Source organism: Brevibacterium sp. GP-SGM9, assembly GCF_047300845.1.
In the GTDB taxonomy this organism is placed as follows: domain Bacteria; phylum Actinomycetota; class Actinomycetes; order Actinomycetales; family Brevibacteriaceae; genus Brevibacterium.
In genome coordinates this window covers 1,484,221-1,497,965 of the sequence record NZ_CP178563.1, presented here as the reverse complement: position 1 = coordinate 1,497,965, position 13,745 = coordinate 1,484,221, and the positions used below count along the sequence as shown (strand labels likewise).

The window sequence follows — 13,745 nt, the reverse complement described above, 5'->3', positions numbered from 1 at the left end:
AATGGTATTCCGAAATGCGAAAGCCCATCGAGGAGGTCACCGTGGACCTGGACGAGTTCAACCGATTGCCCGAGGACGAGGCCCGCGCAGCACTGCGCCCCTGCCTCGACGTCGATCGGTGGATCGCCGAGGTGAGCGCCGCCCGTCCGTATCCGGACGTCGACTCCGCGCTCGCCGCCGCCCGCAGCGCCGCGAACCCGCTGACGCCGGAGGAGATCGATGCCGCGCTGGCCCATCACCCGCGGATCGGGGAGAAGGCCGCAGGCGATTCCGCCGAGGCGGCCCATTCGAGCCGTGAACAGGCGGGTCTGGGGCAGCTCGGCACCGACGTGCAGTCCCGTCTGGCCGCCGGCAACGCCGCCTACGAAGAGCGCTTCGACCGGGTCTTCCTCATCCGCGCCGCCGGGCGCGACCCCGAGGAGATCCTGGCCGAACTCGAACGCCGCATGGACAACACCGACGACGCCGAGCTCGCCGAGGTCGGCGAGCAGCTCATCCAGATCGCCGCCCTGAGACTCGAAGGAGCACTCACATGAGCTTCATCTCCGCCCACGCACTCGATTCGACCCTCGGCACGCCCGCCCGGGACCTCGAGGTCAGCCTCTTCGACGGAGGCGAGATCATCGCCTCGGCGCGCACTGACGACAACGGTCGTGTCTCGGAATTCGGACCGGAGCACCTCGAGGCCGGAGACTATCGGATCGTATTCTCTACCGGCGACTACTTCGCGGCCCAGGGGCAGGATCACTTCCATCCCGCGGTCACGATCGACTTCACGGTCAAAGCCGGTGAAGCGCACTACCACATTCCGCTGCTGCTCAGTCCATTCGCCTACAGCACCTACCGCGGCAGCTGAAGAACCGCACCACCTATAGACACCAGGGGAAGCAGGCCCCCTGCAGGATCTGGATCCTCAACAAACCGCCGAAGCCCAGCAGGGGCCTCGCAGATTGATTGGTCACGGCGCGCGCCCTCGGAGACGAGCAGATGCGAGCGCCGACAGAGCTATAGGAGCACGAACATGAGCACAGTGAAACTGACGACGAACCAGTACGGCAAGGCCGAGAACCGGCTGATGCGGGTCTACCGGGACTCCGAACGCCACGAGATCCGCGATCTCAACGTCACCTCCCAGCTGTGGGGCGACTTCGAGACCGCCCACACCAAGGGCGACAACGAACACGTCGTGGCCACCGACACCCAGAAGAACACGGTCTTCGCCAAGGCCAAGGAACTCGGAGTGAGCTCACCCGAGCAGTTCCTCCTCGGCCTGGCCGAGCACTTCACCTCGAGCTTCGACTGGGTCACCGGCGGACGCTGGGCGGCCGAAGAATACGGCTGGGACCGGATCAACGATCACAACCACTCCTTCTACAAGGCCGCCCCGGAGACCCGCACCGCGGTGCTCACCCGCGACGGTGAGACGAACACGCTGATCTCCGGCTTCTACGGACTCACGGTGCTCAAGACCACCGAATCGGGCTTCGTCGGCTACCCGAAGGACAAGTACACCACCCTGCCGGAGACCGACGACCGGATCCTCGCCACCGACATCGCCACCCGCTGGATCTACAACACCACGGACCTCGACTTCGAGGCCGTCTACACGCGTGTCAAGGAAATCATCCTCGACTCGTTCACCGATCACTACTCGCATGCCCTCCAGCACACCCTCTACCAGATGGGTGAGAAGGTCATCGAGGCTGTTCCGGAGATCGACGAGATACGCTTCTCCTGCCCGAACAAACACCACTTCCTCTACGACATCGAACGCTTCGGGCTGGAGAACCCGAACGAAGTGTTCATCGTCGCTGATCGGCCCTACGGGCTGATCGAAGCCACATTCACCCGCGACGGCGTGGAGGAGAACAAGGAGGCCTGGGCGCAGATCGCCGGCTTCTGCTGATCAGAGAAGTTCCATCTCCGGGCTCTCGGGGCACCTCCCCGGGAGCCCGGAACCCCGTGAGAAGGAAACCCCGATGACCCAGACCACATCCTCGGCGATCCCGAGTGAAACGCCCGAACAGGAAGTCGACGAATGGCTCGAGTCCTGGGAGGGACTCGTGGCCGAGCGCGGCACCCTGCGCGCCGGCGAGATCATGGAAGCCCTGCGGCTGCGCGCGGCCTCGAACTCGGTGGCCCAGCCGAAGGTGACGACGACCGACTACGTCAACACTATCCCGGCCGACCAGGAACCCGAGTATCCAGGCGATGAGCGCCTCGAGCGCAAGTACCGCAAATGGCTGCGCTGGAACGCCGCGATGCTCGTCCATCGCGCCCAGCGACCCGAGATCTCCGTGGGCGGTCACATCTCGACCTATGCGGGTGCCGCAACCCTCTACGAGATCGGGTTCAACAACTTCTTCCGCGGCCAGGACCACCCCGGCGGCGGCGACCAGGTCTTCTTCCAGGGCCACGCCTCCCCGGGCATGTACGCCCGCGCCTTCCTCGAGGGGCGCTTGAGCGAGGCCGACCTCGACGGCTTCCGCCAGGAGGCCTCGAAGTCTCCGCATGGACTCAGCTCCTACCCGCATCCGCGCCTGATGCCCGAGTTCTGGCAGTTCCCGACCGTGTCGATGGGCCTCGGCCCGATCAACGCGATCTACCAGGCGCAGATGAACCGCTACCTGCACAACCGCGGCATCAAGGACACCTCCGACCAGCGGGTGTGGGCCTTCCTCGGCGACGGCGAGATGGACGAACCCGAATCGCGCGGGGCGCTCCAGCTCGCGGCCAATGAGGGACTCGACAACCTCACCTTCGTCGTCAACTGCAACCTGCAGCGCCTCGACGGCCCGGTCCGCGGCAACGGCAAGATCGTCCAGGAGCTCGAAGCCGCCTTCACCGGCGCCGGCTGGAACGTCATCAAGGTCCTGTGGGGCCGCGAGTGGGATTCCCTGCTCGACAACGACCACACCGGCGAGCTCGTGCGGATCATGAACGAGACCCTCGACGGGGACTACCAGACCTTCAAGGCCGAATCCGGCGGTTTCATCCGCGACAACTTCTTCGGCCGCTCCCCGACGACCAAAGGCCTCGTCGAACACCTCTCCGACGACGACATCTGGAACCTCAAGCGCGGCGGCCACGACTATCACAAGGTCTACGCCGCCTACCGTCACGCGGTGAACACGAACGGCAAGCCCACCGTCGTCCTCGTCCAGACCGTCAAAGGCTACGGCCTGGGCACGAGCTTCGAATCGCGCAACGCCACCCACCAGATGAAGAAGTTCACCGCCGCCGACGTCAAAGCCTTCCGCGACCGGATGGACATCCCGATCACCGACAAGGTCATCGACGAGGACCCCTACGCCGTGCCGTACTACCATCCGGGCACCGACGCCGAGGAGATCGAGTACATGCTCGAACGCCGCCGGGAACTCGGCGGCTTCCTCCCGGCACGCAAACCTGAGCACTCCAAGAAGACCCTGCCCGAGGTGTCCGACAAGGCCTTCGCGCAGACGAAGAAGGGCTCGGGGCAGCAGCAGGCCGCGACGACCATGGCCTTCGTCCGCCTGCTCAAGGACCTCATGCGGGAGAAGGGCATCGGCAACCGGATCGTGCCCATCATCCCCGATGAGGCCCGGACCTTCGGCATCGACGCGTTCTTCCCGACCGCGAAGATCTACAACCCGAACGGGCAGAACTACCTCGCCGTGGACCGTGAGCTCTTCCTCTCCTACAAGGAGGCGACATCGGGCCAGCTGCTCCACGTCGGCATCAACGAGGCCGGGGCAGCGGCCGGGTTCACGGCCGCCGGCACCGCATACTCCACGCACGGCGAGCCGATGATCCCGATCTACGTGTTCTACTCGATGTTCGGCTTCCAGCGCACCGGCGACGCCTTCTGGGCGGCCGGTGACCAGATGACCCGCGGGTTCATCATCGGCGCCACGGCTGGTCGGACCACGCTGACGGGCGAAGGCCTCCAGCACGCCGACGGACACTCACCGGTGCTCGCGGCCACCAACCCCGCGGTCGTGAGCTATGATCCGGCCTACGGCTACGAGATCGGGCACATCGTCCGCGACGGCCTGCACCGGATGTACGGCGAGCACGACCTCGGCGAGGACGCCCGCAACGTCATGTACTACCTCACCGTGTACAACGAGCCGATGCTCCAGCCGGCCGAGCCCGAGGACGTCGACGTCGAGGGGATCCTCAAAGGAATCCACCGCGTCGCCGAGGCGGGGGCCGGGGACGGTCCGAAGGCTCAGCTGCTCGCCTCCGGCGTCGCCGTCCCCTGGGCCCTCGAGGCCCGCGGACTGCTCGCCCAGGACTGGGGCGTCGATGCCGCCGTGTGGTCGGTGACCTCGTGGTCCCAGCTGCGCCGCGACGGACTCGCCTGCGAAGCGGAGAAGCTCGAGAACTTCGAAGCCGAGCCGCGCACCCCGTATGTGCGACAGCGACTGGGGTCGGAAGCGGGGCCGATCGTGGCCACGAGCGACTTCGACTCCACGCAGCCGGACCTCATCCGGCCCTTCCTCAAGCAGGACTTCGCGACCCTGGGAGCCGACGGCTTCGGCTTCTCCGACACGCGGGCGGCCGCGCGCCGTCACTTCAAGATCGATGCCCACTCGATGGTCGTGCGGACCCTGCAGCTGCTCGCCGACCGCGGTGAGATCGCTCGCAGCGTGCCGGTCGAGGCCGCGAAGAAGTACCGTCTCGACGACGTCAACGCAGGCACCTCCGGCACCGCCGGCGGCGATTCCTGAAGCAGCTCAGTCCCCGCGAAGCAGCTCAGGCCCCGCGGCGCATGTCCTCGGAGATGCGCTGCGCGGCCGAGCGCAGGAGCGGGATGGCGCGGTCGGCGAAGGCCTGATCGACGCGGCTGATCGGGCCGGAGACCGAGATCGCCAGAGGAGCGGGAGCATCGGGGATGGACATGGCGAAGCAGCGCACCCCCAGCTCCTGCTCCTGCTCGTCGATCGAGTAGCCGCGCTCGCGGATGCGCTCGAGCTCGGCCTCGAGCGCCTCCAGGGTGCCGATGCTGTGTTCCGTGGGCGTCGGCATCCCCGCAGTGGCCACGATGTGGCGGACCTGCTCGGCCTCGAGGCCGGCGAGGATGGCCTTGCCGACCCCGGTGTCGTGCATATGGGTCCGCCGGCCCACCTCGGTGAACATGCGCATCTGCCGCTGGGAGGCGACCTGATCGACGTAGACGACCATGTCGCCGTCGAGGGTCGCGACGTTCGCGGACTCGCCGAGCTCCTCGACGAGCGTGCGCAGATAGGGGCGGGCGATCGCACCGAGCTGTTCCCCGGCGAGATTGCCGAGGCGGACCAGCCCGGGCCCGAGCGCATAGCCGCGGTTGGGCAGCTGTCGGACCACGCCGAGGTTGACCAAGGTGTTGAGCAGGCGATGGATCGTCGGCAGCGGCAGGTTGACATCGGCGGCGATGTGGCTCAGCGTCGCCGAGCCCGAGGAGTTTGCGATGCAGTCGAGAAGTCCGAAGGCGCGCTCGACGGACTGGACTCCGCCCTTGGTCTGACGAATCGCGGGAGTTGCCGTGTCGTTGCTTGTCATCGGAGTTCCTCTTCCTCGATCTGTGACGGTCGTCGCCGACTCGACTCTGAGTGCCGGGGCGAAGGTCCGCCTCGCTGAGCACAGCGGCTGCAGCGAAACTATCGGCCAGTCTAATCCCGAAATGGAAGAAACTTTCCACACTCAGTTGGATATTCCACAATACAGAAGTTAGTATCCATAGTACGGAAAATGCATATCAGAGAGGATATCAACCATGGCTGCTCCCAGTCCCGGCTACTCCATCACCCTTCGCGTGGCGACAGCGGTCGGCCAGGCAGCGACGTCCGATCTCGTCGCCGCCGCAGCGGCCACGGGCGCCGCGGTCACCGCCCTCGACGTCGTCGAATCGACTCCGCACACCGTCATCATCGATGTCAGCGCCGACACCCGCGACACCGCCCACGCCGAGGAGGTCGCGGCCGCGCTCGGCAAGCTCCCCGGCGTCGAGGTCCGCAAGTCCTCCGACCGGACCTTCCTGCTCCACCTCGGCGGCAAGCTCGAATCCGCACCCAAGGTGCCCCTGCGCAACCGCGACGACCTGTCCCGCGCCTACACCCCGGGCGTGGCCCGCGTGTGCAAGGCGATCGCGGAGAACAAGGCCGACGCCAGGCGCCTGACCATCAAACGCAACACCGTCGCCGTGGTCACGGACGGGACCGCGGTCCTGGGCCTCGGTGACATCGGCCCCGAAGCCGCGATGCCGGTGATGGAGGGCAAGGCCGTGCTGTTCAAGCAGTTCGCCGGGGTCGACGCCTGGCCGGTCGCCCTGGATACGAAGGACACCGAGGAGATCATCTCCATCTGCAAGGCCATCGCCCCGGCCTACGGCGGCATCAACCTCGAGGACATCTCCGCCCCGCGCTGCTTCGAGATCGAGGCCCGGCTGCGCGATGAGCTCGACATCCCGGTCTTCCACGATGACCAGCACGGCACCGGAATCGTCACCCTCGCGGCCCTGACGAACGCACTCAAGGTCGTCGGGAAGAAGATCGAGGATCTGCGGATCGTCGTCTCCGGCGTCGGCGCGGCCGGCAATGCGATCATCCGCCTCCTCCAGGTCGCGGGGGCAGAGAACATCATCGCCTGCGGTCGCGACGGGGCCATCGGCCCGAACTCGAAAGTCGACACCGAGCACAAGAAGTGGCTGCAGGCCAACACGAATCCGGAAGGGTTCGAAGGCACGCTCAAGGAAGCCGTGGTCGGCGCCGACGCCTTCATCGGCGTCTCGGCTCCCAATGTACTCGACGGCAATGACATCAAGGCGATGAACTCCGGCGCGCTCGTCTTCGCCATGGCCAACCCCGACCCCGAGGTCGACCCCGCCGAGGCGCTGAAGTACGCGGCCGTCGTCGCCACCGGGCGCAGCGACTACCCCAACCAGATCAACAACGTCCTCGCCTTCCCCGGCATCTTCCGCGGCCTCCTCGACGCCGAAGCCACCGATGTCGATGAGAACATCATGGTCGCCGCCGCCGAGGCGATCGCCTCCTGCATCCCGGAGGAGGAGCTCCACCCCGGTTATGTCATCCCCTCGGTCTTCGACCCCGAGGTCGCGAAGAAGGTCGCCGAGGCGGTCGCCGCCGTATCGAGGTGAGTGGCGTCCGGGATGGAATGAGAGACAATGAGCACAGGCCGTGCGATGACGCCGGAGACTCGCAGCCCGTGCAGAGAAAGTGGAAGTGACAGTGGAACAGAGAACCTTGGCCGAGATCGACTCGCTCCTGTCGGAGACCGATGCGCTGCTGCGCACCAGCTACCCGGGGGAGCGGGATGCCCGCCAACCCGTGCACACCGTCTATGTGCCCGGTCATGACACCAGCCCCACTCTGCCCCGGGACTGGGGGCGGCAGGCACTCGACGCCGTGGAGTCCAACGGCGGCATGGTCCAACTCGCCGAGCGCGTCATCATCGCCGCCCGCAAGGAGGCCGGGGCCGTCTCCGGGTCGATCGTGCCCAGTCTCCACCAGATCGCCCGCGAGGCCGAAATGCTCGCCGAGGCGGTCACCGAGAAGCTATACCGCGAACCCATCGAGGATCTCCGTCTCGACTTCGAGGACGGCTTCGGTCGCCAGTCCGATGAGACCGAGGACCGGTGGGTGAAGCAGGCCGCCCGCGATGCGATCGCCGGTCTGTCCGAGTCGGCGGCGCCCGCGTTCTTCGGCATCCGCTTCAAGTGCATGGAGGAGGAGACCCGGGCACGGGGTCTGCGCACCCTCGATCTCTTCATCTCCGAGGTGCTCGCCGCCCACGGCTCCTGGCCGTCTCAGCTCGTCCTCACCCTGCCGAAGGTCAGCACCGTCGACCAAGTGCGGGCCATGGTGCTCGCCTGCCGATCCCTCGAAGCCGAGCACCACCTCGGCGAGGGCACGATCCGCTTCGAGGTCCAGGTCGAGACCCCGCAGCTCATCCTCGGCGCCGACGGCACCGTCCCGGTAGCCACGGCCCTGCACGCGGGGGAGGGGCGAGTGACCTCCCTGCACTACGGCACCTATGACTATTCGGCCTCGATGGGTGTGGCCGCCGCCTACCAGGCGATGGACCACCCGGTCGCGGACTTCGCGAAGAACCAGATGATGCTCGCCGTGGCCGGCACCGGCGTCCACCTCTCCGACGGCTCGACGAACATCCTGCCGGTGGGCGAACCCGAGGAGATCCAGCACGCCTGGAGCCTCCACGCCGGACTCGTCCGCCGCCACCTGCGGCGCGGCATCTACCAGGGCTGGGACATGCACCCCAACCAGCTGCCGACGAGGTTCCTTGCGACCTTCAGCTTCTACCGCGAGGGTGGGGCGAAGGCGGCCGGACGACTGCGCAGCTACGTCTTCGGGGAGGACTCCGCCGTCCTCGACGAACCGGCCACCGCCAAGGCCATGGCCCGCTATCTCTCGCGCGGCCTGGCCTGCGGGGCGCACACCGAGGAATTCCTCACCACCCGCACGAACCTCAGCCTCGGCGAGCTCGATCGGCTCGCCCGGACGGGATCACTGAACTGAACCGCATGACCGAGAAGGAGACCCCACCCATGACGACGACCGACCCGTACACCTACTTCGCACCCACCGGCGGACATCCGCCGCAGTCGGACCTGCTCACCGACCGTGCGATCGTCACCGAGGCCTACACGGTCATCCCGCGCGGAGTCATGCGCGACATCGTCACCTCGAACCTGCCCGAGTGGACCGGCACCCGGTCGTGGGTGCTGAGCAAGCCCGTGGCCGGGGGAGCGGTGACCTTCTCGCAGACGATCCTCGAGGTCGCCCCCGGCGGCGGCTCGGACTCACCCGAACCGCAGCCCGAGGTCGAAGGCTTCCTCTTCCTCATGGCCGGGCAGCTCACCGTCACCCATGAGGGACAGGCCCACGAGCTGACCCCGGGCGGATACGCGTTCCTGCCCGCCGGCTCGACGTGGAGTGCGAAGTCCACCGGCACCGAGGCGGCCCGCTTCCACTGGGTGCGCAAGCGCTACCAGGAGGTGGCCGGGCTGACCCCGGAGGCGAAGTTCGGCAACGAATCCGATGTCGAGCCCGCTGCCATGCCGGGCACCGACAACCGGTGGCGGACCACCCGTCCGCTCGATCCGGACAACCTCGCCTACGACATGCATGTCAACATCGTGACCTTCGAACCCGGCGCGGTCATCCCCTTCGCCGAGACGCATGAGATGGAGCACGGCCTCTACGTCCTCGAAGGCAAGGCGGTCTACCGGCTCAACGGCGATTGGGTCGAGGTCCAGGAGGGCGACTTCATCTCGATGCGCGCCTTCTGCCCGCAGGCCTGCTACGCCGGCGGGCCCGGCCGCTTCCGCTACCTGCTGTACAAGGACGTCAACCGTCAGGTCGAACTCTGAGCGTGCTGCGCCACCGGCGGTGAGAGCGACAACCGCTTGCCAGAAGGCCCTGCGTCCCGAACTGGTTCAGGTCGCAGGGCCTTCTGCCAAGCGGTTGGTCCGCGGCGGCAGCGGCTCAGATGAGCTGCAGGGTCCGGGCGGTGTACTCGGAGAGTTCCTTGAGCAGGGTCTCGTCATCGGCGAGGCTGTGGCCGAGCGAGGGGACCATGTCCTTGAGCGAGGGCTCCCACTCCGCGTACTGGCGGGGGAAGCAGGTCCCCAGCAGGTTGAGCATGATCGCCACGGCCGTCGAGGCACCCGGTGAGGCACCGAGCAGGGCCGCGATCGAACCGTCGGCCGAGGAGACGAGTTCGGTGCCGAAGCCGAGGACTCCGCCCTTCTTCTCGTCCTTCTTCATCACCTGCACACGCTGACCGGCCTGGATGAACTCCCAGTCGCTCGGGTCGATGTTCGGGATGAACTCGTGCATCGACTCGAAGCGGGCCTTCTTCGAGGCGGCCAGCTCGCTGACCAGGTAGGTGACGAGGTCGGTGTTGTCCTTGGCGACATTGAGCATCGTCGCCAGGTTGTTTCCGCGCACGGAGAACGGCAGGTCGGTGAAGCGGCCGCCCTTGAGGAACTTCGGGGAGAAGCCGGCGTAGGGGCCGAAGAGCAGGTAGTCCTTGCCGTCGACGACGCGGGTGTCGAGGTGCGGCACGGACATCGCCGGGGCACCGAAGGAGGCCTGGCCATAGACCTTGGCCTGATGGCGGGCGACGAGATCGGGGTTCGAGGTGCGCAGGAAGATGCCGGAGACGGGGAATCCGCCGTAGCCGCGGCCCTCGGGGATGCCGGACTTCTGCAGCAGCGGCAGGGCACCGCCGCCGGCGCCGACGAAGACGAACTTCGCGCCGATCCGATGGGTCTCATGGGAGAGCTGGTCCTTGACGGTGACCGTCCAGCCGTCGGAGGCGCGGTCGAGGTCGGTGACCTGGTGGTTCGTGCGGACCGTGGCGCCCTTGTCCGCGACGTAGCTGAGCAGCTGACGCGACAGCGAGCCGAAGTCGACGTCGGTGCCGAGCTTGGTCCGGGAGATGCCGTTGACCTGACCGGGGCCGCGGCCTTCGAACATCAGCGGCAGCCACTCGGCCTGGGTGGCGGGGTCGTCGGTGAACTCCATCTCGGCGAACAGAGGGTTGCGGACCATCTGCTCGCGACGGTTCTTGATGTAGTCGCGTCCCTTCTCACCACGGCCGTAGCTGATGTGCGGGACCTGGTTGATAAACGACTTCGGGTCCGGCAGGACGCCGTTGTCGACGAGGTGCGACCAGTACTGACGGGAGTGATGGAACTGCTCGTTGATCTGCGAGGCCTTCTTCAGGTCGATGTGACCGTCGGCGTCCTCGGGGGTGTAGTTGAGTTCGCAGAGGGCGGCGTGTCCGGTGCCGGCGTTGTTCCACGGGTCGGAGCTCTCTTCGGCGACGTAGTCGAGCTTCTCGTAGACCCGGATGTCCCACTCGGGCTGAAGCTCGGTGAGCATCGCACCCAGGGTGGCGCTCATGATGCCGCCGCCGATCAAGACGACGTCAACCTTTTCCTGCGTTGAGGGCATTTCGACTCTCATTCCTCGTCACTGAACTGTATGGTCTTCGACTCACAGACTACTCTCCGGCCGCGGCGAACCGATAACCCGGGGAGGGGTGACGGACGGCCCGTGCGAGCAAGCTCACAACCGGCATGCGTCCCGTCGGTGACTCGAATTCCGGCCGTTCGGACCTTTTGCGCGGACACCCTGTGTCGGCCGCCACAAGGTATGCAACTATGGGCACATGTCGAATCGATTCCGTCTTCGCGAGGCCCTCAGCCAGTTCCCGCCCTATGTCCCGGGCAAACCTCCCGTGCAGGCACCAGGCCTGACCCCGTTCAAACTGTCCTCGAACGAGAACCACCTGCCGCCGCTGCCGGGTGTCCTCGACGCGGTCACCGACGGCGGACAGATCCCCGCGAACTATCCTGACCCGAAGTCGACGAAGCTCGTCGCGGATCTCGCCGACCACCTCGGCGTGGAGCCCGCGGAGGTGGTGCCCGGTGCCGGCGCCTCGGAGGTGCTCTCGGCGCTGACGAACATCACGCTCGAAGCGGGGACCTCGGTCGTCTACCCCTGGCCCTCGTTCGAGATGTACCCGATCCTCGCCGTGGCGCGGGGAGCCGAGAAACGGGCCGTGCCGACCCTGCCCGACGGCCGCCACGACTTCCAGGGGCTGCTCTCCGAGATCGACCAGACCACCAGGCTGGTCCTCCTGTGCTCACCGAACAACCCCACCGGACCGGCGATCACGAGCGAAGAGCTCGACGGGTTCCTCGCCGAGGTGCCCGCCGACGTCATCGTCGCCCTCGACGAGGCGTACTTCGAATTCGCCACCGGCGCCGAGGCGGTCGACGGTCTGGCCGCCTACCGGAAGCACCCGAACCTCGTCCTCGTGCGGACCTTCTCCAAGGCCCACGGGCTGGCCGGTCTGCGGGTCGGCTACGGAGTCGCCGATGAGACGATCGCGACCGCCCTGCGGCAGGTCATCGCCCCCTTCAGCGTCACCGCCGTCGCCCAGGCCGCGGCCGCGGAGTCCCTCGGGAGGGTCGGAGAGGTCCTCGTCCGGGCCAAGCAGGTGGCGGCCGACCGCGACCGCTTCGCCGCGGACCTGCGCGAACTCGGCTTCGACGTCCCCGACTCCGAAGGCAACTACGTGTGGGTGGCCCTCGACCCCGAGGAGGCCGTCGCCTTCGAAGGGGCCTGCGCCGAGGTGGCCGTGGCGATCCGCCGACTCACCGGAGGCGTGCGAATCAGCATCGGCCCAGATGAGGCACTCGACCGGGTGCGCACGGTGGCGGCGACCTTCGCCGCCGAGCGCCGGGACCGGTCCGCGCAGGCATGAATCCAGACGACCTGTCGGCACGGCTGAGCCCCGGGGCGCTCGTGACCGATGCCGATGTCATCGCCGCCCACGCGGCCGACAAGGCCCTGTTCTGCCCGGCCGGGACCGCCTCGGCGCTGGTCAGGGCGCGCTCGGTCGACGACGTCGTGTCGGTGATGCGCTTCGCCACCGAGCATCGGATCCCCGTGGTCACGCAGGGGGCGCGGACGGGACTGTCCGGGGCGGCCAACGCCGTCGACGGCTGTCTGCTGCTCAACGTGGCGGGCCTGAACCGGATCCTCGACATCGACCCGGTCAATCAGACCTGCACCGTCGAACCCGGTGTCATCAACCAGGACCTCAAATCGGCCCTGGCCGAACACGGTCTGTCGTATCCGCCGGATCCGGGGTCGGTGGCGATCTCGACGATCGGCGGCAATGTCGCCACGAACGCCGGGGGCATGTGCTGTGTGAAGTACGGGGTGACGAAGGACTACGTGCGCTCGCTGACCGTCGTCCTCCCCGACGGAACCCTGACCCGGTTGGGCCGGACCACCGCGAAGGGCGTGGCCGGGCTCGACATGGCCTCTCTGTTCATCGGCTCCGAGGGGACCCTGGGCGTCATCGTCGAGATCACCCTGGGACTCAAGCCGCTGCTGAGTCCTCCGATCACCGGGGTGGGGATCTTCCCGTCAATGGCTGCCGCCGGACACACGGTCACCGAGTTCATGTCGAGTGGGGCGGCCCCGTCCCTGCTCGAACTCATCGACGGTCCGACCGTGGGCATGCTCAATGCCTACGGGGACTTCGGTCTGCCCGACGGTGCCGGTGCCCTGCTGCTGGTCCAGTCGGATGCTCCCGGTGCCGGCGGTGTCGCCGAACTCGAAGCGTTCAAGACGATCGCCGAGGCCCAGGGGGCCGATGAGGTGTTCTTCTCCGATGATCCGGCCGACTCCGAGATGCTCGTGGCGGCCAGGCGGGCGGTGTCGCCGGCGATGGAGAAGTATGCGAACAGCCTCGGCGGGGGAGAGCTCATCGATGATGTGTGCATTCCGCGCTCCCGGCTGGGGGAGTTCTTCGAGAGTCTCGCCGCCATCGACGCCGAGGCCGGGGTCGAGGTGGCCACGGCCGGTCATGCCGGGGACGGGAACATGCACCCGAGCGTGCTCTTCGATGCCTCAGATGAAGCCCAGGTCGCCGAGGCGCGGGAGGTGTTCGCGTCGATCATGCAGCTGGGCCTCGACCTGGGCGGGACGATCACCGGTGAGCATGGGGTGGGCTACCTCAAACGCGACTGGCTGGTCCGCGAGCTCGACGAAGGAGCCCGGCTGCTGCAGGTCAGCCTCAAAGAGGCGGTGGATCCCCTCGGCATCCTCAACCCGGGGAAGATGCTCGGCTGAGACCACCCGGCGGCGACCCCGTATGACGCCGTGTTGCGCACGATGACCGACCAAGGGCATCGCTTCGCCTCGGCGGTCTATCGT

The 13,745-nt window shown here is 67.2% G+C and carries 11 protein-coding genes; 9 read left to right on the top strand and 2 right to left on the bottom strand.

All coding sequences use genetic code 11. The features are described from left to right. The first annotated feature begins 14 nt into the window (after positions 1–14). The 4 genes from uraD to aceE all read left to right on the top strand — a co-directional run bounded on the left by uraD (position 15) and on the right by aceE (position 4,715). Positions 15–536, top strand: coding sequence for a 2-oxo-4-hydroxy-4-carboxy-5-ureidoimidazoline decarboxylase (gene uraD / locus ACH82I_RS06905; protein WP_230747268.1), 522 nt, complete (start codon positions 15–17; stop codon positions 534–536). Next, positions 533–856 carry a hydroxyisourate hydrolase gene (uraH, locus tag ACH82I_RS06900; RefSeq protein ID WP_413336425.1) on the top strand — a complete coding sequence of 108 codons (324 nt, stop codon included), beginning with the start codon at positions 533–535 and terminating at the stop codon, positions 854–856. The genes uraD and uraH overlap by 4 nt, the downstream gene beginning before the upstream one ends. 165 nt (positions 857–1,021) lie before the next feature. Continuing rightward, the gene (pucL, locus tag ACH82I_RS06895; RefSeq protein WP_230747274.1) at positions 1,022–1,906 is read left to right on the top strand and encodes a factor-independent urate hydroxylase; all 885 of its coding nucleotides are present in this window, start codon (positions 1,022–1,024) and stop codon (positions 1,904–1,906) included. A gap of 73 nt (positions 1,907–1,979) precedes the next feature. Further along, the gene (gene aceE, locus ACH82I_RS06890; RefSeq protein ID WP_230747283.1) at positions 1,980–4,715 is read left to right on the top strand and encodes a pyruvate dehydrogenase (acetyl-transferring), homodimeric type; all 2,736 of its coding nucleotides are present in this window, start codon (positions 1,980–1,982) and stop codon (positions 4,713–4,715) included. A 25-nt stretch (positions 4,716–4,740) separates the two neighbouring features. Here the strand turns inward: aceE and ACH82I_RS06885 are convergent, their stop codons facing one another. Beyond that, on the bottom strand, positions 4,741–5,526 hold the full coding sequence (locus ACH82I_RS06885; protein WP_230747285.1) for an IclR family transcriptional regulator: 786 nt from the start codon (positions 5,524–5,526) through the stop codon (positions 4,741–4,743). Between the two features lie 214 nt (positions 5,527–5,740). Between ACH82I_RS06885 and ACH82I_RS06880 the strand changes: the two genes are divergently transcribed. From ACH82I_RS06880 to ACH82I_RS06870, 3 genes are all read left to right on the top strand, one after another. Continuing rightward, positions 5,741–7,120: an NAD-dependent malic enzyme gene (locus ACH82I_RS06880; protein WP_413336422.1), complete on the top strand. Its 1,380-nt coding sequence runs from the start codon at positions 5,741–5,743 to the stop codon at positions 7,118–7,120. A gap of 91 nt (positions 7,121–7,211) precedes the next feature. Then, positions 7,212–8,519, top strand: coding sequence for a DUF6986 family protein (locus ACH82I_RS06875; protein ID WP_413336741.1), 1,308 nt, complete (start codon positions 7,212–7,214; stop codon positions 8,517–8,519). Between the two features lie 29 nt (positions 8,520–8,548). Then, a complete protein-coding gene (locus tag ACH82I_RS06870) occupies positions 8,549–9,373 on the top strand; it encodes a bifunctional allantoicase/(S)-ureidoglycine aminohydrolase (RefSeq protein WP_413336420.1) in 825 nt (274 codons plus the stop codon). 115 nt (positions 9,374–9,488) lie between these two features. Here ACH82I_RS06870 and ACH82I_RS06865 read toward each other — a convergent pair whose 3' ends face one another. Further along, complete coding sequence (locus tag ACH82I_RS06865; RefSeq protein WP_413336418.1) at positions 9,489–10,964, bottom strand: malate:quinone oxidoreductase; 1,476 nt, start codon at positions 10,962–10,964, stop codon at positions 9,489–9,491. 217 nt (positions 10,965–11,181) lie between these two features. Here ACH82I_RS06865 and ACH82I_RS06860 point away from each other — a divergent pair, with 217 nt between their 5' ends. Next, a complete protein-coding gene (locus ACH82I_RS06860; RefSeq protein WP_413336416.1) occupies positions 11,182–12,282 on the top strand; it encodes an aminotransferase class I/II-fold pyridoxal phosphate-dependent enzyme in 1,101 nt (366 codons plus the stop codon). Further along, positions 12,279–13,661 (top strand): FAD-binding oxidoreductase, encoded by a 1,383-nt coding sequence (locus ACH82I_RS06855; protein WP_413336414.1) that lies wholly within the window; start codon positions 12,279–12,281, stop codon positions 13,659–13,661. Before ACH82I_RS06860 ends, ACH82I_RS06855 begins: the two co-directional genes overlap by 4 nt. The last annotated feature ends 84 nt before the right edge of the window (positions 13,662–13,745 follow it).